The organism is Ruegeria sp. CDSA221 (genome assembly GCF_059611825.1).
This window is the reverse complement of the sequence record NZ_JBXWPK010000004.1, coordinates 148856-170664: the sequence shown is the minus strand read 5'-3', so window position 1 is coordinate 170664 and position 21809 is coordinate 148856. Positions and strand designations below refer to the sequence as shown.

The window sequence follows — 21809 nt, the reverse complement described above, 5'->3', positions numbered from 1 at the left end:
GAGTTTTGCCATCAGACCACCGTTCGAGGCGTCTTTCCTGCAAATACCGGCTGGACCCGGGCACCCTGATATTCGCAGGCGTTATCCAACCAGGCCAGAAACAGACGCGTGTTTCCAACAATGTGAGGGACAAAGCCGAAATCCGGTCGATTACCGGCCAGCTTTTGAACCAAAGAACCCGTTTGCAACACGAAGATCGCGCCCCCTACCACAACGGCGGCGCTGATTGTGGGCGAGGCTGCGATCTCATGGCTTTGGGTTCCGGCCACCCAAAGAGCAAATGCCAGACGCGTCATCGCCACCGTATCCGTGACGCGGCGCAAGCCTGGAAGGAAATAGGTGGATAGAGCCGTCGCGCATACAATGACAGCCATATAGATCAGGCCGATAACAACCGGGACGGGCAATCCGAAACGCGTTGCATCTATATGTGCGTAAAGAGTGAAACCTGAGGCAAAAGCCAGAGCCGCAATCAGCGACAACCGCCGTCTTTCGAGACTTAGATGCCTTGTGACTCTATTCACTGCGTCGACCCTCATGTTTTGTTGAGGATCTGTTTGAAATATGAATTTGTGATTGATCTGACGAAATAGCGGCGGAAGTTTGTCTTTGTCTCCCTTCACCATTCAATCGGTCGCCCAAATGACTTGGTTACGCCCTGCACGTTGGCCTTTTCACTCCGGTACGAGTACTAAATCCAGCGCGATTTAGGCCGCTGCAACCCGCTTCGGCGGCCCTGTGATTTCAGAAAAGAGGTTTGGCAGAATTCTCACCTCCTATGGTGAAAATCGCTCATATTCATTCCGCTGGGCCGGTTTCAATGTCGCTTGCCTTCAGGATAAATGTGCTGTCGCTTCAATTTCCAACAAGGCCTCGTCTTCGACCAAACCCGCCACGATGATCATTGACATCGCAGGAAAATGCCTGCCGAAAACCTCACGATAGGCGGCCCCAACTTCGGCTTGCAGAGACAGATATTCGCGTTTGTCAGTTACGAACCAGGTCAGGCGGGTCACATCGCGGGCCGAGCCACCAGCGGCCTCGACAATATCAACGATATTCTTCAGCGCCTGTTTCATCTGTCCGATGAACCCGCCGCTGACAAATTTCTTGTTCGCGTCCCATCCTATTTGTCCGCCGATATGTAACGTTCCATCTTTGGTCAAAACGCCATTGGCATATCCTTTGGCAGGCAACCAGCCGTCGGGGTGAATTGTCTTGTGGCTCATAGCGCGTCGTCCCTGAATGCCTCGAGTTTTTTACGGATGTCTGCGGGCCAGGCCGTTGGACCGCCCTTTGAATCTACATGAACAAGCGTTGCTACGCTTGTCAGTCGCTCCTCTTGCGCACAACTGGCTACGACCGAGTATTCGGCTGAACTGCGTCCGATCTTTGTGATCTTCATCCGGAATATCAAATGGTCACCGTGACGGCTGGGCGCTGAAAATCGGGTTTGTATCTGTGCGGTAGGCACTGCGCCAACAGGATGAATCTCTTCAAACGGTTTGCATAGCACCTGATCGAAATAGGTCTCAACGCAATCATTGATCATCTCGAAATAGCGCGGGAAAAAGACAATCCCCGCCGGGTCGCAATGTTTGAACAGAACCTTTTGGTGGAATTCAAAAGTCATCAGACCCCCACATATTTTTCTGTGATGTCATGACCGAGATCCACCATCGCGCCAGACCAGACTGTTTTACCGCGCTCAAGAATGACCGCGCGGTCAGACACCAGCGCCAACTCTTTCAGAGACTTGTCGATCAACAGGATCGAAACATTGGTTTCCTGTTTCAGGCGATGCAAGACCGACCAGATTTCCTGTCGCACGATCGGAGCCAGCCCTTCGGTTGCTTCATCGAGGATCAAGAGCTGCGGATTTGTCATCAGGGCGCGCCCGATAGCCAGCATCTGTTGTTCTCCGCCGGATAGTGAGGCTGCCCCTTGGCCCTGACGTTCCTCTAGCCGTGGGAACAGTTCAGCCACCTTCTGCAATGTCCAGTCACCGGGTCTGGCAGCGGCGATCAGATTCTCGCGCACCGTCAGATCGGCAAAGCACCGGCGCCCCTCGGGTACCAGCCCGACACCAAGACGCGCGACCTTATAGCTGGGCAAAGCGTGCAGATTCTGATTGTTCAGCGACAAGGTGCCCTCGGACCGGATCATCCGGCAAATGGCTTTGACAGTCGTGGTCTTGCCCATCCCATTGCGCCCCATAAGGGCTGTAACCTCGCCCTGCGCCAGAGAAAGATCGACACCAAATAAAGCCTGACTGACGCCGTATGTCGCGGTCAGGTTTTCTACCCGCAACAAAGTCATGCCTCATCCCCCAGATAGGCATCGCGCACCTCACGGCTTGCGCGGATTTCATCTGCCGTCCCGGTTGCGATCACCTTGCCATAGACCAATACGCTGATCCGGTCAGCCAGCGCAAAAACGGCGTCCATATCATGTTCGACAAGGAGGATGGGCGCCTCTTCCCGCAGACCGTCAAGAAACCCGGTCAACCGCTTGGACCCTCCAGCGCCAAGCCCGGCCATCGGTTCATCCATGACAAAGACCCGAGGTGACAAAGTCAAAGCCACGGCGACTTCAAGCTGGCGGCGTTGACCATGGCTGAGATTTGCACAACGCGTTTCGCGTTCATCGCCCAGGCCCACCCTTTCCAGCGCAGCCTCGGCCCTTTCGAGCAGCTCTGGCCGTTTCAAGGCAGGTTTCCAGAACCGCCATACGAGGTTTTCCGCACCCATGGCGCTCAACACGACGTTTTCCAGAATCGTATCTTCCATGCACAGTTCCGATATCTGGAACGTCCGCCCCATCCCTGCCCTTGCCCGCTTTTGCGTGCCAAGGTCCGACACATCCTGTCCGCACAGCAAAACACGCCCCGAATCCTGTTGCAAACCTCCGCAGATCTGCTGGATCAACGTGGATTTTCCCGCTCCATTCGGACCAATGATGGCGTGGATCTCTCCTGGCCTGAGATCAATCGAGACGTTATCCGTAGCCTTTAACGCACCAAAGCTTTTGTTCAGACTCTCGGTGGCAAGGACCGGATCAGACATGTGCCCCCTCTTTCCCGGTTAGCAGCCCAATCAGGCCACCGCGACCAAACAGAACGATGCACAGCAGAACAACACCCAAATATACATGCCAAAAATCGGTTAGTTCGCCCAGAAAATGCTCGAGCGCGACAAACACGCAAGCCCCAATTACCGGACCCATCAGGCGCCCGACACCTCCGATGATTATCAGCACAATCAATTCGCCAGAAAGCTGCCAACTGAACATAGACGGCGAAACGAACCGGTTGAGATCGGCAAACAGCGCCCCGGCCAGACCAGTGACAGCGCCGGACAGAACAAAGGCCAGAAGTTTCAGACGCATGGGGTTCAATCCCACGGTCTCGACCCGCGCCGTAGATTGCCGCGTCGCATTAAGAGCCAGCCCGAATGGCGCGGCTTGCATCCGCGCAAACAGGAACAGGACGAGACATAGCAGCGCGAAACAGATGCCGTAAAACTGGATCGGATCCAATGTGTTGAGGCCGGGAAAACCGTTGCGAACATAGATGGATAATCCGTCTTCGCCCCCGTATTGCGCCCAAGAAATCGCGAAGTAGTAAAACATCTGTCCGAAGGCCAGCGTAATCATAATGAAATAAACGCCTGACGTTCTTAGGGACAGAAGACCGACGAAAAAGGCAGCAATGCCCGAAGTAAGCATCGCAACTATCCAGATCACGGGCATGGATTTACTGCCTTCGATAGAAATCAAGCCCAGATCCAGTGCCGTGTAGGTCTGCGCGTGATAGGTCAGAATGCCCATCGCATAGCCGCCGATCCCGAAGAAAACAGCATGGCCAAAGCTGACCAACCCCCCAATTCCCAGGATGACATTCAGACCAACCGCTGCAAGCGCCAAGATCACCGCCCGCGTCACAAGCGTGATTGTGAAGGGCTGGTCCGCGGCCAGCGCCCAAAGGGGCAGCGCCAGCAGGCCGGCGATCATCAGGCCATTGATGTATCTTTCATTCATTCTCATGCGCGGGCTCCGAACAGACCTGTTGGGCGCCAGATCAGGACCAATCCCATCAGGACATAGATTCCCATTGATGCCAGAGCCGAGCCGCTTTTCTGAGCGGCTCCCGGTTCCATGAACAGTTTGAACAGCTCGGGCAGGAAAACCCCGCCCAGCGTGTCGGTTAGCCCAACCAACAGCGCCCCGATGAACGCCCCTCGAACCGAGCCTATGCCACCGATTACGATAACCACGAAGGCCAGGATCAGAACAGGTTCACCCATGCCCACCTGTACCGACTGAATTGCCCCAACCAAAGCACCGGCAAGCCCCGCCAGCCCCGCCCCTAGTGCAAATACCAACGTATAAAGTTTCGAGATGTCGACGCCCAGTGCGGCAATCATTTCCCGGTCGTTCTTACCGGCCCGTATCTGCACACCCAAACGCGTGCGTTCGATCAGGGCCCACAAACCTACTGCAACAGCAAGACCAATCCCGATCAGGGTTAGGCGATAGAGGGGATATTCGATCCCGCCCTGCAGCGTGATCGGACCCGAAAGTGCCGCTGGAATATCCAGGAACAATGGGAAAGACCCAAAGACCCACCTTGTCCCTTCGGAAAAGATCAGGATCAGTGCAAAGGTGGCCAGAACCTGATCCAAATGTGGTGCCTGATAAAGCCGCCGGATAACGAGCATTTCTACGATCACCCCTGCCAGTGCGGCCGCAGCCAGAGCAGCAATCAGAGCAAGCAGAAATGACCCGGTCGCCCCTGCAACTGCTGCAGCGGCAAATGCACCCACCATGTACAAAGAGCCATGGGCCAGGTTGATCAGGCCCATCACCCCGAAGATCAGCGTCAGGCCAGCAGCCATCAAAAACAACATGACGCCGAACTGCAGCCCGTTCAGGATCTGCTCGATAATCAGGATCGAGGACATGGAAACTCCGGTGATCTGCCCGCCCACTTTTAGGGGCAGGCAGAAATTCAGTTACATTTTGCACTCGGCCGCGTAGGCATCAGAGTGGTTTTCAAGAGCTACGCCAAGGATCTTATTGGTAAATACATCACCTTCTTTGATCACTTCGCGCGCATAGATGGTCTGAACCGGATGATGGTTCGGGCCAAAGCTGAAATCCCCTCGTGTGCTGTTGAAATCCGCCGCCCTCAGCGCTTCGCGGAAGGCATCCGCATCTGACGGGTCAGCCTTGTCAAGCGCGGCAAGCAACAGGTTAGCGGTATCGAATCCCTGACTGGCGTAAAGCGAGGGCAGACGTCCGTATTCTGCCTGAAAGCTTTCAACAAAGGCAGCGTTGGTCGGGTTGTCGATATCCTTGTTCCACTGCGAAGTGTTCACCACGCCCAGCGCCGCATCGCCTACCGCCTGCAGAATGCCCTGATCAAAGCTGAAGGCTGGGCCAACAACTGGAAGATCGATCCCGCTGTCGGCATATTGCTTCAGAAACGAAATCCCCATCCCGCCGGGCAGGAAGAAAAAGACGCTATCCGCATCGCTTGCGCGGATTTGCGCGATTTCAGCTGCATAATCAGTCTGGCCAAGCTCGGTATAGATCTCACCGGCCAGATCACCTTCGAAAAAGCGTTTATAGCCAGTCAGCGCGTCGACACCCGCCGGGTAATTCGGAGCAAGTATGAAGCTGCTCTTGTAACCCGCACCATTGGCGTATGCGCCCGCGGCCTCGTGCAGGTTGTCGTTCTGCCAGGCGACGTTGAAATAGTTCTGGTGACAGCCCTTCCCCGCCAGAGGTGACGGGCCCGCATTGGGTGACAGATAGAAAACGTCCTGGTTCACGGCGGCTGGCACAACCGCCATCGCCAGGTTTGACCAGATGATACCGGTCATCACATCTACACGTTCGGATTGGATCATCTTGTCTGACAGCTGTACCGCGATATCCGGTTTGCGCTGGTCGTCTTCGATCACCACCTCGATATCATTCCGCCCCGATTGAGCAATCGCAAGCATGAACCCATCCCGTACGTCGATGCCCAAACCGGCCCCGCCGCCTGAAAGCGTTGTGATCATCCCCACCTTAACTTCCGCTGTAACACCCGTCGCGCACAGCGCGGTGATCGCTGCAGCCGCCAATAGTCTCTTCATCGTCTTCTCCCTTCGTTGGCCCTATGAACGCGATTTATGTCATTATTCTCAACGTTCGGTCTATGCCTTTGGCAATTCGGTCTTTTTCTTACATTCTTTCTTCCCGCTATATTCTACATACATTGATCATGATTTCAGGCGGAAACGCTGGATTTTTCCGGTCGCGGTTTTGGGCAAACCATCGCAGAACCGGATCGAGCGCGGGTATTTATACGGGGCAATCATAGATTTCACATGAGCCTGAAGGGCTTCGCGCATAGCGTCATCAGCCGTGCCTGAAGCCAGAACAATATGTGCTTGGACAATATGACCCCTTTCAGCATCTGGGACGCCGATCACCGCGCATTCCGCAACGACCTCATGCGCCAGAAGTGCGGCTTCGACTTCGGGTCCGGCTATGTTGTATCCGGCCGAGATAATCATGTCGTCATTGCGCGCAGAAAAATGAAAATACCCCTCTGCGTCCCGATAAAAGCTGTCACCAGTGATATTCCACCCATCTGTCACATAACCCGCCTGCCGCTTATCATTCAGATACCGGCACCCTGTCGGACCACGAACAGCCAGGCGTCCGATATCCCCAACTGCAGCTTCAGTTCCGTCTGGGTTTAGTACTTTGGCCTCATATCCGGTAACCGGCCTGCCGGTACTGGCTGGGCGGTGATCGTCAAACCGGTTTGAAATAAAGATGTGCAACATCTCGGTCGCGCCGATCCCGTCGAGCATTGGTTTGCCTGTCTTGGAAATCCACTCGTCATAGATTGGCTGCGGTAAGGTCTCGCCCGCCGACACAGCCGCACGCAGACTAGACAGATCTACACCGTCATCCATCGCCTGCAGCATGACCCGATAGGCGGTTGGCGCAGTGAAACAGACAGTCGCTTTGTATTTTTCGATTATCTCGATCATGCCCGCAGGCGAGGCTTGTTCTAACAGGGTTGCAGTCGCGCCGAACCGCAACGGAAACACCGCCAAACCACCCAACCCGAATGTGAAGGCCAAAGGTGGAGAACCAACAAAAACGTCCTCTGGAACGACCTGCAACACCTCACGCGCATAGCTGTCGGCAATGATCAGAATATCTCTGTGAAAATGCATGGTGGCCTTGGGCTCACCTGTCGAGCCGGAGGTGAAACCCAACAAGGCCACGTCGTCGCGCCCGGTTTTAACGCAATCGAACTGTACCGGCTTTTCAAGTGCTAGACGATCAAGCTCGGCATCGTGGTTTGAAGTTCCGTCGAACCCGACGACCCGCTGCAGGAACCGGCTATCACTGGCGCAGGACTGTATTTCGTCGATCAGCCGGGTATCACATAATGCAAACTGGATTTCCGCCTTATCGACAGTTTTCGTCAGTTCTGCAGCGCGCAACATCGGCATAGTATTGACGACGACCGCACCCACCTTGGTTGCGGCAAGCCAGCACGCAACCATTGCCGGATTGTTAGCCGATCGGATCAGCACCCGGTTTCCCGGCTCGACCCCCAAGTCATCGACCAATACATGTGCCAGCCTGTTGGTCCAGTCGCTGAGCTCTTTATAAGTTCGTTGCCGACCATTGCCGATCAAAGCGGTATGATCACCAAAGCCCTTGGCAACCATGGCATCGGTCAGCTCATATGCTGCATTCACATGATCGGAATATGCAAAACCCGCCAACAGGAAGTCGGGCCACTGATCCTGGGGGGGCAGGTTATCGCGGCTGAACGTGTCGGTATGTGCAGACGGTCCAAGCATCACCTTCCCTCCATGTGCGCGGCCATCGTCTGACGTGCAATGATTACTTTTTGAACGTCCGAGGCGCCCTCGTAGATGCGCAAGGCACGGATTTCTCGGTACAGAGATTCAACCGCCATCCCAGAACGCACCCCATCGCCACCAAACAACTGAACCGCCTTGTCGATAATCAACTGCGCCTGATCGGTAGCAAACAGCTTGGCCATCGCCGCCTCACGTGTGATGCGCGCCGCTCCGCTGTCCTTGGCCCACGCTGCCCGATAGATCAAAAGCGCCGAAGCATCGACATCTAATGCCATCTCGGCGATGTGCCCCTGCACCATCTGCAATTCAAACAACGGGGCGCCTTGCACCTGCCGTTCCGATACCCGTGTCAGCGCCTCATCCAGCGCGCGTCGTGCAAATCCCAGCGCAGCGGCCGCCACCGTCGGGCGGAACAGGTCCAGCACAGACATTGCAATACGAAATCCTGCGCCAGCTTGACCGATCATCGCGCTAGCCGGCACACGCAAATCATTGAAACGCAACGTCGCCAATGGGTGTGGCGCGATTGTGTCCAGTCGCCCGACAACTTCGAAACCCTTCAGATCAGGAGTGATGATAAAAGCTGACAACCCTTTGGCCCCGGGTGCCTCGCCAGTACGGGCGAACAGGGTGTAGACATCTGCGATACCCCCGTTCGATATCCATGTCTTTTCACCGTTCAGGACAAAGTCGTTGCCATCACGGATAGCCGTCATTGTCGAATTTGCCACATCCGACCCCGATTGAGGTTCAGTCAATGCAAAGGCCGCGATAGCCTGACCAGAGCGCGTTTGCGGCAGCCAATGCGCCTTTTGGCCTTTTGAGCCGAACAACGAGATCGCACCGGTTCCAAGCCCCTGCATTGCAAAGGCGAAATCGGCCAACCCATCATGGCGGGCAAGTGTTTCACGGCTGAGGCACAGCGTCCTGACATCCAAACGGCCGCTTTCGTCCGAAGTAGGCTGCAGCAGCCCGGCGTCGCCCAGCTGGCGGACCAGATCGCGACAAGCCTGGTCCGGGTCGCCATGGTCAATAGTCAGTCCCCGAGCGACCTCTTGCACCCGATCCGCCCAGCCCCGGTGATGAGGGTCAAAGAATGGCCACGAAAGAAAGCTCTGATCTGCCATCAATCGCCCTCGAATACTGGTTTGTCTTTTGCAACAAAGGCCTTGTAGGCGCGTTCAAAATCTCCGGTTTGCATACAGATCGCCTGGGCCTGCGCCTCTGCTTCGATTGCCTGTTCGATCGACATAGACCACTCCTGCGCCAGCATGGTCTTGGTCATCATATGCGCAAAATTGGGGCCTGCCACGATACGGTCAGCCAGAGATTGCGCGGTAGCGTCAAGCTCGGATGGATCAACCACCGCATTGTAGAACCCCCAGGAAAGCCCCTCATCAGCGGTCATGCTGCGTCCGGTATAGAGCAGTTCGGCCGTACGCCCCTGCCCGATAATACGGGGCAGGATGGCGCAGGCCCCCATATCGCACCCTGCCAGCCCCACCCGCGTGAACAGGAATGCACATTTGGCCTGCGGGGTGGCGATACGCAAATCCGCAGCCATAGCGATGATGGCCCCGGCCCCCACGCAAATACCGTCCACCGCGGCAATCACCGGCTTGCCACAATTCACAATCGCCTTGACGAGATCTCCGGTCATTCGCGTGAAGAGCAACAGGTCCTTCATCTTCATGCGCGTTAGCGGACCGATGATATCGTGCACATCGCCGCCCGAGCTGAAATTGCCACCATTTGAGGCGAACACCACTGCATCTACCTCTTCTGAATAGACCAGATCCCTGAACCAATCACGTAGTTCGGCATAGCTGTCGAAGGTCAAAGGGTTCTTACGCTCTGGTCGGTTCAGTGCAATCGTTGCAACCCGGTTCCGGATTTCGCAGCGAAAATGTTTGACGTCACTGGCCATCGATTTCCTCCGAAATAGTGAGTTCGGTTGTCAGAGTGCGGGCGTCCTCGGCGGAAAACTGGCCAAGCATATCGGATATCCAAGCCTCATGCGCCGCGGCCTGACGTGCGAATTCCTCGCACCCTTTTTGTGTCATGCGTACGCGATGGGCACGACGATCCCCAGGCACAGGTACGCGCACTAGCAGGCCGTCATCAGCCAGCCGATCCACGATTCCGGTCACATTCCCGTTCGAAACGCGCAGCGCACCCGAGATTTCGCTCATCTTCAGCCCATCTTCGAACCGCGACAGGGCTGCCATCACGTCGAAACGCGGCAGTGTCGTGTCGAACTCTAACCTGAGGTTCTCTCTTAGCGCTGCCTCGATGCCACGCGTGGTCTTGAGCAGCCGCAGCCATAACCGCAACCTCTCTTTGGATGGATCTTCCAATGGTGCTTGAAGCGGGTTTGGGTTCATATCTCGCCTCCGGACAGGCTAAGCGCGTGGCCATTGACTGAATTTGCCGCATCCGAGCACAACCACCTCACGGCACCTGCTACGTCTTCGACCTGGATGAAACGACCCTGTGGGTTTATCTTTTTCAGGCTTTTCACCGCATTTTCTGAGCTCATTCCCGTCTTCTCGACGATGTTCGCAATCGAGCGATCCAACATCGGCGTTTCCACAAACCCCGGGCAAACCGCATTGACAGTGATGCCCGTCGCCGCAAGTTCGACCGCCAGAGACCGCGTCAGCCCGACCACCGCATGTTTTGTCGCACAATAGCCGGAAACATAAGGATAGCCCTTCAATCCGGCGGTGGACGCGATGGCAATCAGACGGCCCGCTCCTGCGGCTTGCATGTCAGGCAAAGCCGCCTGCCATAGATTGAAAACACCCACCAGATTCACATCCGTCAGGGTCCGCAGATCATCGGCGGTCATCCGATGAAACGGAAGCGAATGGGCCGCGCCGGCATTCGCAACCGCTATTGAAATCGGGCCGCGTTCTGCCCTTGCTGTTTCAATAGCAGCTCGGACCTGCTTGTCATCGGTCACATCACAAAGGACATACGGCAAAGCTTGCTGCTGCAGCTTGGCCTCTGTACGGCCCAAAATGGTAACGGCTGCTCCGCCATTCGCGAAGTCTTGGGCTATAGCCGCACCAACGCCGGTGCCGCCGCCGGTTATGACGACATGTTTCATACTTCACCCGCCGTTTCCGCCATGCGATCTGCCAGGCGCCAAGCCTGATCCCGCCCGGCTTCATAGGGGCGGGGCCAAGTTTCCTGCCGGTCCCCCAACGCCGTAGCCGCGTGCAAGGTCCAGTACGGATCGTCCAGATGAGGCCGGGCAAGGCACACCAGATCCGCACGACCGGCCATGAGAATCGAATTTACGTGATCGGCTTCATAGATGTTCCCCACCGCCATTGTACTGATGCCGCATTCGTTTCTAATGCGGTCCGCGAAAGGGGTCTGGAACATACGGCCGTAAACTGGGTTGGCATCGGTCGAAGTCTGCCCGGCGGAAACATCCACGATATCTGCACCCGCCGCATCGAACATCGCCGCTATATCCACAGCTTGTTGCGGCGTCACGCCAGTCGGTCCGACCCAGTCATTGGCAGAAATGCGCACCGCCATCGGCTTATCTTTGGGCCAGGTCGACCGCATAGCTGAAAAAACTTCAAGCGGATAACGCATACGGTTTTCAAGACTGCCCCCATACATGTCGTCGCGCGTGTTCGACAAAGGAGAGATAAAGGACGAGATGAGGTAGCCATGCGCCGCATGCAGTTCGATCATGTCAAACCCAGCACGATCTGCCATCCGGGTTGCGGTCACAAATTGGGACGTGACCCTATCCATATCTGCACGATCCATCGCGCTGGGCACAGCGTTACCGTCGGACCAAGGGATCGCCGAAGCTGATATCAAAGGCCAGTTTCCTTCCTTCAGCGGCTGGTCCATTCCTTCCCACCCGATGCAGGTTGAACCTTTGCGGCCCGAATGGCCGATTTGACAGCATATTTTGGCGTCGGTTTCCGCATGGACAAATTCGGTGAGTCGAGCCCATGCGGCCTCGTGTTCGGGCTCATAAAGCCCCGGGCATCCTGGGGTGATCCGGCCTTCGGCGCTGACACAGGTCATTTCGGTGTATACCAGCCCGGCGCCACCTTTGGCCCTTTCACCGTAATGGATCAGGTGCCAGTCAACCGGGCACCCATCAACCGCCTTGTACTGTGCCATGGGTGACACCACGATCCGGTTCTTCAACTGCATCCCCCGCAGGCGAAATGGCGCAAACATCGGGGGCCGGGCCTGACCATCAACCGCGCCCCCAGACTGTTGCATGAACCATGCCTCGGCATGCCCCAGCCAGTTGGCATCGCGTTGGCGCAGGTTCTCGTGGCTGATCCGCTGAGACCGTGTCAGCATCGCGTAATTCAACTGAACCGAATCCTGATCGAGGTAACGTTCGACATTCTCGAACCATTCGACCGAGTTCCGCGCTGCCGATTGCAGGCGCAACACTTCAAGACGACGCTCGTCCTCATACCTCGCGAAAGCCGCTTCAAGCGTATCTTCTTTATGGAGAAAGTCAGCCAGCGCTATAGCGCTTTCCAGTGCTAGCTTTGTTCCCGAGCCAATGGAAAAATGTGCGGTCGCTGCGGCATCTCCCAGCAATACCAGGTTTTTGTAACTCCATTTTTCGCACAAGACCCTAGGAAACCGCAGCCAGGCCGAGCCGCGGATATGACTGGCATTGCTCATCAAGGGATGGCCGCCCAAATGATCTTTGAAAATGTCTTCGCACAAAGCGATCGACTCTTGCTTGGTCATCTCACCAAACCCAAAAGCATCGAAGGTCTGTTGCGAGCATTCCACGATGAAAGTCGCCGTATCCCGGTCGAACTGATAGGCATGTGCCCAGACCCAGCCCTTTGGCGTTTCCTCAAAAATAAAGGTGAAGGCGTCGTCAAACTTCTGATGCGTACCCAGCCAGACGAACTGACACCGTCGTTGGTCTATATCGGGTCGAAAAACATCTGCGAACTCGGCCCGTGACTTGGAGTTCAGCCCGTCCGAAGCCACAACGACGTCGTAGTTCATCATATAGTCCGAGGCTGATGCCGCCTCGGTCTCAAAGCGCATCTCGACACCAAGCTCGCGCGCTCGGTCTTGCAAAATGAGCAGCAGTTGCTTGCGTCCGATCCCGCAAAATCCGTGGCCGCTGGACACGGTGCGCTGACCTTTATGCACAAGTGCTACGTCATCCCAATAGGCAAAGTGTTTACGTATCACCGCCGCGCTGGCTGCGTCATTGGCGGCAAGGTTATCCAGCGTCTCATCAGACAACACGACGCCCCAGCCAAAGGTGTCATCTGGGCGGTTTCGCTCGATAACAACCACTTCGGCATCCGGATCGCGGAGCTTCATTGAAATCCCGAAATAGAGGCCAGCCGGCCCGCCGCCGAGACATGCAACACGCATCGTTACCTTCCCCCATTCGCAGCTTTACCTGAAACGCTAGACCAGGCGGCTCATCCCTTCAAGTAAAAATATTTTATACTTGAAGTTTCTACGTTCTGAATATCCACCCACAAAATCGCGACGGGTTGGTATTTTCCTGAGCCAAGCCGGCACCGGTTTGCCTGCGACAAAGCAATCAATCTCTGTAAGCGGTTACATTTCGCTTTCACCTGAACGGCGCAGAGCTTACACATATTTGCAAAATCAAATTTCAGGTTTGACAATGCCAAAGGCAAAAACTGCACCGACCCTGGAGGATGTTGCGAAACTCGCGGGCGTATCGACCGCCACGGTATCACGTTGCCTCAATTCTCCGAACCTGGTGGTGCAGGCTACGCGTGATCGGGTTCAGTCTGCCGTTGACGCTTTGGGATACACGCCGAATTTTGCCGCACGTGTTATGGCTGCCAGACGGTCGCACACCATCGGCGCCATCATTCCCACCATGGAAAACGCGATCTTTGCGCGTGGACTTCAGGCCTTTCAGGAAGAGCTGCGCCAGCATGGCTATACCCTGCTTGTCTCTAGTTCGGCCTATCAGCCTGAGATCGAAGAAGAGCAGATACGCAACCTGGTCGCACGGGGGGCGGATGGGTTGCTGCTGATCGGGCATGATCGAGACTCGCGGATCTATGACTATCTCGCAAAGCGCAGGATTCCCGTTCTGATAGCCTGGTCGTTTCAGGCAGACGCACCAGTCCCTTCGGTCGGATTTGACAACCGTGCGGCCATGGCCGAACTGGCAAATCAAGTGATCAAGCTGGGTCACCGAACCCTGGGTATGATTTCTGGTGTCAGCACCGGAAACGACCGTGCCCGACTGAGGATCGAAGGGGTGCAAGAAGCAATGCGCCGCAACAACATCCCAAATGACCGGCTGACGATCGTAGAAACGCCATATGAAATCGAAAACGGGGCAGAGGCGTTTTCCCGTCTGATGTCTCGGCAAGATCGACCAACAGCGGTGCTGTGCGGGAACGATGTTCTGGCTATCGGTGCGTCGCGCCGGGCCAAGGAGATGGGGCTTAGAGTTCCTCAGGACGTCTCCGTCACAGGGTTCGACGATATCGAACTGGCGCAGATCACCGATCCAGGCTTGACGACCGTGCATGTCCCACATCGGGAAATGGGTCGACGGGCTGCGCTGGAACTGGTTGGATTGATCGAAAAGCCCACCGAAAGTTGCAATGTACAGTTGCGAACCAATTTGGTCGAACGCCAATCGCTGGGGCGACCCGGCTGACTTCAGGCGGCCTCGTTTTCCATGGTGCGAAACTCACCTTTCAACCAGGCGTGACTTGCGCACATCGGGTCGGTAAAATGTTGACGGATGAGCTTTCCCATCGCTCTCTGGATTAGCTTCGAAGTGGTCTCGGGGTATACGTCGGTCGTGAATAAAGACACTGTTCTTACAAAGTTTCGGCCGGGAAATGGCACCACCCGAACTTGGTCGTGAAATCTGTGGGCCCTATGAAAACTTGCGGCCGTGGTGATGGTCCAACCGGTGCCTTCAGCGACCAATCCTATGATCGACTGATTGCATTCCAGTTCGAACCTGTTGGGCAGATCAAATTTACCTCGCCTGAGCTGTATCTCAATTTGCTTGCCGATCACGTAATCACGCGAATAGCGCAGCAACGGCAATTCTGCGTTTGATGAAAACATCTCCTCGGGCATGCCACTGAACGCTCCGGGCAAAACAACGATAAAAGGGTCGCGCATCAACGGGTATTCGATCAGGCCCTCGGTCCGTTCGAACGGTCGGGTCGCCACCCCTGCATCCAGCTTATGTTCCTGCAACTTGGCAATGATCTCATGGCTGGGGCGTGTGAAATGCCGAAAACTGCAGCGCGGCAAAGCATGCGCAAGAAACCGAAACAGGTCTGGCGAGATTTGATTGTCGAAATCATCAATCAGTGCCAGCCTCAAATCCGTCGCATGGCGCCAGTTACCCGACCGGATCTCCGCCTCGGCCTTTTTCAAAACGATCAGCCCATCGCGGACATGGCGCGCATAGACTTCACCGGCAGGTGTCAGACCCATTGGACGACGCCCGTGATCCACCAAATCAATGCCCAACGCGGTCTCAAGGCTTCGTAGGTGATTGGAAACTGTGCTGATGGACAAACCGGTTTCCGATGCGACCTGTTGGATCGATCCTGACTTTGCGACCAACTGAAAGACTTCCAGCCAGCGGAGGCTTAGCGACTTTGGCACATTTAGAGTCCGTTGTTTCGATTACATCAAAACTAGCGAAACAAAGAACGCCCCTCATTGCAATGATGAACTTGCAGCCCGTTCTGCGTCAAGCCCGGAGCCTGCTTTGGTCCGGGTCATAGGGCGAAGGCGCGATCACCGTTGCGTTGACCCGTATTCCACAGTGATCCAACTCAATCTTGCACCCGATTTCTGCAAGTGACGGATCGACAAATCCATGGGCAAGATTGAGGCCGGTGCGGTGCCCCCACTCGGCCGAGGTGATTGTCCCGACAACCGTGTCACCCAGCATCAGCGAAGCCCCGGCATGGGCAGGTCCCTGTCCTGTTTCCAACCGGAGCGGCACGAGTTTTCTGCGCGGCCCATCAGCATCACGGTTCAGCAGGGCATCGCGCCCGATGAAGTCGCCCTTTTCCAACCTCACAAACCGATTCAGACCTGTTTCAAAAGGATCAAACTCAGTGATCAAATCAGCCTTCCAGTGCAGGAACGTCTTTTCCATCCGCATGGAGTCGATCGCCCGAGCGCCAAACAACTTGAGGCCGAAGCGCTCCCCAGCCCGCCGCAGCGCCAGATATGCGCTATAAAGCGAAGGGTTGGGAACGTGGATTTCATATGCAAGTTCGCCAGAAAAACTCACCGCCATTACCGTTGCCGGAGCGAAGCCAACAAAGCACTCCCTGACGCTCAGCCATGGAAAAGCTGCCGGGGACCAATCACCGCGCGCGCAGGACGCCAGCACATCACGTGATTTCGGGCCGGCAAGGATCAGAATGGTGCAGTCGTTGGTCAGACTGCGTAAATGCACGTCTTCATCGGGGTGGCGGTTCTGCTTTAGCCAATCCATATCGTGGAATTCACTTGCCGCCGCCGAGCCATACCAGACCCGGGCAGGACCGCGATCGCTGGCGGGCAGGTTCGCCACAGTCGCTTCGGCTTTGACCATCCCGTGATGGTTCAAAAGATAACCCAGCCCAACCCTGCCGTCGCGGCGCGTGACATCACCGCAAAACAGACGATCCAGAAAGGCATGCCGATCCGCGCCGGTAATCTCGATACGGTTGAAACCATTCACCTCGGACAACCCGACATTGGACTGAACATTTGCCACCTCGGCCCCGACCAGATCATAGGTTTCGTCAAAATCGAAACTGAGGGTCGGCTCAAAGCTTGGGTCAGGCTTGATGTAATCCACCCTTTCCCATCCATTGACGACAGTGAATTCGGCGCCCTCGGCCGCTAGAACCGGGGTCAGCGCTGTGGTCTTGGCGGGCCTTCCTGCAGGGCGGTGTTCATGCGGGAGGTGAAAGCGGAATTCATTCTGGTAATCTTCAACTGCCTTTAGCGCCGTCAATTCCACATTTGCGTGGCCCGTGAACCGACGCGGGTCCAGGCACCAGGTGTCATAACAGGCCTCTCCATGCACAATCTGCTGGGCCAACAGCCAACCATGGCCACCGCCCTCACCCAATCCAGCCCGCAGGCCGATAATACAGAAGGCGTTGCGCTTGCCCGGGATCGGCCCGACAAGTGGTGCACCATCAATCGTATAGGTTATCGGCCCGTTGACGACCGTGTGAATCCCGGCCTCTAACAGCGCAGGCATCCGAGCAAAAGCGCCTTCCAGCACGTCCGACACGCGGTCCAGATCGTCCGGGCAAAGCGCATTTACAAAATTTGGATCGATCCCGTCCATGCCCCAGGTCTTGCAGCCCAGTTCATAGAACCCCAGCAAGAGGCCGTTCTTTTCTTGTCGACAGTAGAAATCGCTGATCGGACATCGCAGCAAAGGCATTCGGTGGCCCGCATCACGGATTGCAGGAATTTCTTCCGTCAGAAAATACTGATGCTCCATCGAGGCCACGGGGTGGTGCACCCCCATCAAGGCGCCCACTTCGTTTACACGATATCCGCAGGCATTCACCACGATGTCACAGTCGATATCACCGTGTTCGGTCTGCACCGTCCAGGTGTCATCCTTGTGTTGGATCAACCCGACAACCGGGGTATTCCGGTACACCTCGGCCCCGGCCAAACGTGCGGCCCGGGCCAACGCCTGACACAGCTGAGCCGGATCAATATCCCCGTCCAAAGGATCCCACAGCCCGCCAATTAGGTTTTCGGTCGAGATCAGAGGGTGCCGCCGAGCGCATTCTTCGGCATCAATAACCTCGAAATGGACATCCATACCCCGGGCCATCGAAGCGAAATGTCGGTATCCCTGCATTTGCGCTTGGGTGTTCGCCAACCTGATTCCGCCGTCACCATGGTGGTAATTGATGGGATAGTCGGGATTCGCAGACAGGTCTTGGTACAGTTTGATCGAATGGGATTTCAGTCCAACCATGGTCTGGTTTGTTCCAAAATTCGTCACCTGCGCGGCTGAATGCCAGGTGGTACCAGAGGTCAACTCGTTTCGTTCGACCAGGACGACATCTGCCCATCCTTCTTGCGTCAGGTGATACAGAGTTGAGCACCCTGCGATCCCGCCACCAATTACCACTACTTTTGTCCGCGACTTCATTGGCTTTGCTCCTCTGAACCCCAATAGGTTTTGCTGAAAACGGGTCTTCGCAACAGCTTACGAATGGCTTGTGCTGAAAAATCGAAACTACGATTGAGGATTCTGAAAGGCGCATTTCCCTTTTGCAGAGACCCCGCATCGCCCTTTACGGTTCCGGGACTTCTGACATGAAAAGGATTGGGCGTTGTCAAAGGGCAGTAAAAGAAGCGGTCGAAATGCGCGTCTTGCGCAACGCGCAGCAGAGCCCGCCATAGATCCGTGCCCCCCCGGGCAAGCCGGTGGTCGCTTTCAACCTTTGACACAATCCGAAGTCAAACAAATATACAATACCGCCTTAAGGCTTCTGGAAACTCTCGGCATGGGCGAGGTCCCGGACAGGCTGGCCAACGATCTGCGGTTAGCCGGTGCACAATCCGGACAGCAAGGGCGGCTGCTATTTCCTCGAAACATGGTTGAAGACGCTATTGGGTCCGCTGCCAAGACTTTCTCGTTTCATGGCCGGGACGAAGCGCGCTCGATCGAAGTGGGCGGAAATCGTGTGTTCTTTGGTACCGGCGGTGCGGCGGTGCAGACGCTGGATCTGGAGAGCGGCCACTATCGCCCGTCCACGCTGGCCGATCTGCATGATTTCACGCGGCTTCAGGATACGCTGGCCAATGTCAGCTGGTTTACGCGCTGCTGTGTCGCGACTGATCTGCCAGATGTTTTCGATCTGGACGCGAACACGGTTTACGCTCTGGTTCGCAATACCACCAAACCGATTGCCACGTCGTTTACCCTTGCCGAACATGTGGCCCCGATCGTCGAAATGCTCGACATCGTTGCAGGCGGGCCAGGCGAGTTTGCCAAGCGGCCGTTCCTGAAAGCCCACATAAGTCCGGTGATTTCACCACTGCGTTATGGCGAAGATGCGGTGGACGTTGTCTATGAATGTATCGCCCATAATATCCCGATGTCCTGCATTACCGCTGCACAGGCAGGCGCCACCGCCCCTGCAACACTTGCCGGGTTTCTGGCGCAATCTTTGGCCGAGACACTGGCCAGCCTTGTTATGGTCAATGCGATCAAACCCGGCTTTCCGATGGTGTTTTCCAACTGGCCTTTCATCGTCGATTTGCGCACCGGTTCTTTCGCAGGCGGCAGCGGTGAGACCGCCATCCTGAACGCGGCGTCGGCGCAGATCACCAACGCGCTGGGGCTGCCTTCGGGTGTGGCCGCCTCGATGACTGATGCGAAAGCTGTCGACGCACAGTACGGAGCCGAGAAAGGAATGACCTCGCTGGCTGCAGCGCTGGCTGGCGGCAATCTGATCTACGAAAGCTCGGGCATGACCGCATCCTTGCTGGGCGCCAGTTTCGAAGGGTTCGTTCTTGACGACGAAATGCACTCTCACACCTATCGCGCTTTGCGCGGCATCGAAGTGACCGACGAAAACCTGGGATTCGACGCCATTTGTCATGCGGTACTAGGCGACGGTCATTTTCTGGGAAGCGCCCACACCTATGCTGCGATGGAACGGGACTACTTCTATCCAGCGCTGGCTGACCGGAACGAACCCCGGACATGGCAGACCGAAGGGGCCGCAGATGCGTGGACTGTTGCCCGCCGGCACGCAAAGGACATCCTGGCACGACATCATCCGCAATACCTGACCGAAGAACAGGACGCTGAAATCCGCAGACGGTTTCGCATTCTCTATTAGACTTACGTCGACCGACTCTAGCCAGTAGGCTTGCAGCACATACACTCAGATGAGGCCCTCATGACAAATCCCTTCTTTCAGCCGGTCTCGGCAATGGAGCTTGCGCGTTTCGCTGGTGTCCCCACGTTCATGCGCCTTCCCGAACTGACCCCCAAGGACGACCGGATCAACGAAGTTGATATTGGGATCATCGGGATCCCGTGGGATGGCGGCACCACAAACCGCCCAGGCGCCCGGCATGGGCCTCGGCAGTTGCGCGACTTTTCCACCATGATCCGGGCAATGAACCCGGTCACCGGGGTTGCGCCGTTTTCGATGGTGAATTGTGCCGATCTGGGTGATGTTGCGCCGAATCCGGTGGACATCGAAGACACCATGAACCGAGTCACGTCTTTCTATGACGATCTGACCGAACGGGGCATAACGCCGCTAACCGCGGGCGGCGACCACCTGACCACCCTGCCCGTCTTGCGCGCTCTGGCCAAGTCGGAACCGTTAGGCCTTATTCAATTCGACAGCCACACCGACCTGTTCGACAGCTATTTCGGTGGCTACAAATACACCCATGGCACACCGTTTCGTCGTGCCGTTGAAGAGGGCCTTGTGGACCCCAAGCGCTTTGTCCAAGTCGGCATACGCGGGACGTCCTATAACACAGACGATATCGATTGGGCCGAGGCACAGGGCATCCGCATCATCCGCATCGAAGAACTGTTCGACCGCGGCATTGACGATGTCATGGCGGAGGTGCGGGAGATCGTCGGAACAGGTCAGACCTATTGCACCTATGACATCGACTTTGTGGACCCCACCTATGCCCCCGGTACCGGCACGCCAGAGATCGGCGGGCCGAACAGTTTTCAGGCGCAGCAGGTGATCCGCCAGTTAAGCGGCGTCAATCTGGTCGGCGCTGATCTGGTTGAGGTCGCGCCCCCCTTCGATGCCGCTGGGGGCACGGCCTGGCTGGGCATCTCACTGATGTTCGAGCTACTGTGTGTTCTGGCACAGGCCGTAGACGCCCGCCGCTAACCGGTGTTTTCGGCAATCATCGAGATCATCTCGAACATCACCGCCGCCGCGGTCAGGGCGGTGATGTTGTTGGGGCTGTCCTTAGTCGGCATCATGCAAACAACGTCACCGCCGACAATGTTCAAACCGCGCGCGGCACGCAGGATACCCACGGCCTCATCAATATCGAACCCCTTTTCGCCCGGTTCCAGATTAGAAACCGCCGGAGCGATTGTCGGATCAAGGCAATCCAGATCGAAGGTAATATAGACCGGTCGTTCGCCTAGAACCTCTTTGGTCTGCGCCACTACATCTGCAAGCCCGCGCTGACGGAATTCGCGCATGGTGACGATGTTGTACCCATAGTCGTAAGAAGGCTGCAGCCAGTCCAGGCTGCGCGGATGGCCTCGCAGGCCGATTTGCATCGAACGGGCTGGATCAACCTGCCCCTGATCGGCCAGATAAGCCCCCCAATGGGCTGCCGATTTCTTTGCCCCCAGAAAGTGGTCGACCTTGGTGAACACATCCGTATGCGCATCCAGATGCAGAAAGCTGATCGGCTCTCCTCCGGCCAGCTTCCCACATCCCAGCGCCTGTACGATCCCGCCGGTAATGGAATGGTCACCGCCAACGGATACCGGGCGCGCACCTGCCGCATCTATGCCTTTGTAAAAGGCGGTAATGCGTTCGATGCAGTCTTCGTTGTCGTTGGCGCGCGGAAAGGGTACATCGCCGACATCGGCAATCTTGGCGCGGCTCCAGGGGTCGATCTCAAAAACCGAATGGACCCTGCGCTGTACCGCCGAGACATTCCGCAAGGCGCGCGGGCCCAGATGCTGATCCCTTTCGGTTGTCCCGTTTCCGGTCGAATGCGGCACACCAACAAGTGCAATATCCTGCCCCTCGGGTCCGATATTGGGGCAGCGAAACATCGTCGGTATGCCCCACCAGTACAAATTGTCCATCATGGACTGCTCATAGCGGTCGACCATTTCATCCTCCGGTAAAAAAA

The 21809-nt window shown here is 56.3% G+C and carries 20 protein-coding genes; 3 read left to right on the top strand and 17 right to left on the bottom strand.

Annotated features, from left to right (window positions below):
- Window positions 1-11 precede the first annotated feature (11 nt).
- From AC2FJ5_RS07810 to AC2FJ5_RS07745, 14 genes are all read right to left on the bottom strand, one after another.
- A complete protein-coding gene (locus AC2FJ5_RS07810) occupies window positions 12-524 on the bottom strand; it encodes a hypothetical protein (protein WP_496793007.1) in 513 nt (170 codons plus the stop codon).
- A 309-nt stretch (window positions 525-833) separates the two neighbouring features.
- Complete coding sequence (locus AC2FJ5_RS07805; RefSeq protein ID WP_496793005.1) at window positions 834-1229, bottom strand: RidA family protein; 396 nt, start codon at window positions 1227-1229, stop codon at window positions 834-836.
- Window positions 1226-1633 carry an acyl-CoA thioesterase gene (locus tag AC2FJ5_RS07800; protein WP_142637803.1) on the bottom strand — a complete coding sequence of 136 codons (408 nt, stop codon included), beginning with the start codon at window positions 1631-1633 and terminating at the stop codon, window positions 1226-1228. The genes AC2FJ5_RS07805 and AC2FJ5_RS07800 overlap by 4 nt, the downstream gene beginning before the upstream one ends.
- A complete protein-coding gene (locus AC2FJ5_RS07795) occupies window positions 1633-2319 on the bottom strand; it encodes an ABC transporter ATP-binding protein (protein ID WP_496702295.1) in 687 nt (228 codons plus the stop codon). The genes AC2FJ5_RS07800 and AC2FJ5_RS07795 overlap by 1 nt, the downstream gene beginning before the upstream one ends.
- Window positions 2316-3065 (bottom strand): ABC transporter ATP-binding protein, encoded by a 750-nt coding sequence (locus AC2FJ5_RS07790; protein WP_496793003.1) that lies wholly within the window; start codon window positions 3063-3065, stop codon window positions 2316-2318. The genes AC2FJ5_RS07795 and AC2FJ5_RS07790 overlap by 4 nt, the downstream gene beginning before the upstream one ends.
- Window positions 3058-4038 (bottom strand): branched-chain amino acid ABC transporter permease, encoded by a 981-nt coding sequence (locus AC2FJ5_RS07785; protein ID WP_496789287.1) that lies wholly within the window; start codon window positions 4036-4038, stop codon window positions 3058-3060. The genes AC2FJ5_RS07790 and AC2FJ5_RS07785 overlap by 8 nt, the downstream gene beginning before the upstream one ends.
- Window positions 4039-4040: 2 nt before the next feature.
- Complete coding sequence (locus AC2FJ5_RS07780; protein WP_281995512.1) at window positions 4041-4961, bottom strand: branched-chain amino acid ABC transporter permease; 921 nt, start codon at window positions 4959-4961, stop codon at window positions 4041-4043.
- A gap of 51 nt (window positions 4962-5012) precedes the next feature.
- The gene (locus AC2FJ5_RS07775) at window positions 5013-6143 is read right to left on the bottom strand and encodes an ABC transporter substrate-binding protein (protein ID WP_496701247.1); all 1131 of its coding nucleotides are present in this window, start codon (window positions 6141-6143) and stop codon (window positions 5013-5015) included.
- 126 nt (window positions 6144-6269) lie between these two features.
- Window positions 6270-7880, bottom strand: a complete 1611-nt coding sequence (locus AC2FJ5_RS07770) for an AMP-binding protein (RefSeq protein WP_496793002.1) — start codon at window positions 7878-7880, stop codon at window positions 6270-6272.
- Window positions 7880-9031, bottom strand: a complete 1152-nt coding sequence (locus tag AC2FJ5_RS07765; RefSeq protein WP_496793000.1) for an acyl-CoA dehydrogenase family protein — start codon at window positions 9029-9031, stop codon at window positions 7880-7882. Before AC2FJ5_RS07765 ends, AC2FJ5_RS07770 begins: the two co-directional genes overlap by 1 nt.
- On the bottom strand, window positions 9031-9831 hold the full coding sequence (locus tag AC2FJ5_RS07760) for an enoyl-CoA hydratase family protein (RefSeq protein ID WP_271949998.1): 801 nt from the start codon (window positions 9829-9831) through the stop codon (window positions 9031-9033). Before AC2FJ5_RS07760 ends, AC2FJ5_RS07765 begins: the two co-directional genes overlap by 1 nt.
- Window positions 9821-10288: a MarR family winged helix-turn-helix transcriptional regulator gene (locus tag AC2FJ5_RS07755; protein ID WP_496692987.1), complete on the bottom strand. Its 468-nt coding sequence runs from the start codon at window positions 10286-10288 to the stop codon at window positions 9821-9823. Before AC2FJ5_RS07755 ends, AC2FJ5_RS07760 begins: the two co-directional genes overlap by 11 nt.
- Complete coding sequence (locus AC2FJ5_RS07750) at window positions 10285-11016, bottom strand: SDR family NAD(P)-dependent oxidoreductase (RefSeq protein ID WP_496792999.1); 732 nt, start codon at window positions 11014-11016, stop codon at window positions 10285-10287. The genes AC2FJ5_RS07755 and AC2FJ5_RS07750 overlap by 4 nt, the downstream gene beginning before the upstream one ends.
- A complete protein-coding gene (locus tag AC2FJ5_RS07745) occupies window positions 11013-13307 on the bottom strand; it encodes a bifunctional salicylyl-CoA 5-hydroxylase/oxidoreductase (RefSeq protein WP_496792997.1) in 2295 nt (764 codons plus the stop codon). The genes AC2FJ5_RS07750 and AC2FJ5_RS07745 overlap by 4 nt, the downstream gene beginning before the upstream one ends.
- A 262-nt stretch (window positions 13308-13569) precedes the next feature.
- On the opposite strand from AC2FJ5_RS07745, the gene AC2FJ5_RS07740 reads away from it, so the two are divergent.
- Complete coding sequence (locus AC2FJ5_RS07740) at window positions 13570-14589, top strand: LacI family DNA-binding transcriptional regulator (RefSeq protein ID WP_281973175.1); 1020 nt, start codon at window positions 13570-13572, stop codon at window positions 14587-14589.
- Between the two features lie 2 nt (window positions 14590-14591).
- Here the strand turns inward: AC2FJ5_RS07740 and AC2FJ5_RS07735 are convergent, their stop codons facing one another.
- Both AC2FJ5_RS07735 and AC2FJ5_RS07730 read right to left on the bottom strand, forming a co-directional pair.
- Window positions 14592-15563 carry a LysR family transcriptional regulator gene (locus AC2FJ5_RS07735; RefSeq protein WP_271949993.1) on the bottom strand — a complete coding sequence of 324 codons (972 nt, stop codon included), beginning with the start codon at window positions 15561-15563 and terminating at the stop codon, window positions 14592-14594.
- Window positions 15564-15651: 88 nt separating this feature from the next.
- Window positions 15652-18087, bottom strand: a complete 2436-nt coding sequence (locus AC2FJ5_RS07730) for a GcvT family protein (RefSeq protein ID WP_496792995.1) — start codon at window positions 18085-18087, stop codon at window positions 15652-15654.
- Between the two features lie 184 nt (window positions 18088-18271).
- On the opposite strand from AC2FJ5_RS07730, the gene AC2FJ5_RS07725 reads away from it, so the two are divergent.
- Complete coding sequence (locus AC2FJ5_RS07725) at window positions 18272-19789, top strand: trimethylamine methyltransferase family protein (RefSeq protein WP_496701256.1); 1518 nt, start codon at window positions 18272-18274, stop codon at window positions 19787-19789.
- Between the two features lie 60 nt (window positions 19790-19849).
- On the top strand, window positions 19850-20818 hold the full coding sequence (gene speB, locus AC2FJ5_RS07720) for an agmatinase (protein WP_496792993.1): 969 nt from the start codon (window positions 19850-19852) through the stop codon (window positions 20816-20818).
- Here the strand turns inward: speB and AC2FJ5_RS07715 are convergent.
- On the bottom strand, window positions 20815-21789 hold the full coding sequence (locus AC2FJ5_RS07715; RefSeq protein ID WP_496696714.1) for an arginase family protein: 975 nt from the start codon (window positions 21787-21789) through the stop codon (window positions 20815-20817). The two genes, speB and AC2FJ5_RS07715, sit on opposite strands and share 4 nt — an antisense overlap.
- Window positions 21790-21809: the final 20 nt, after the last annotated feature.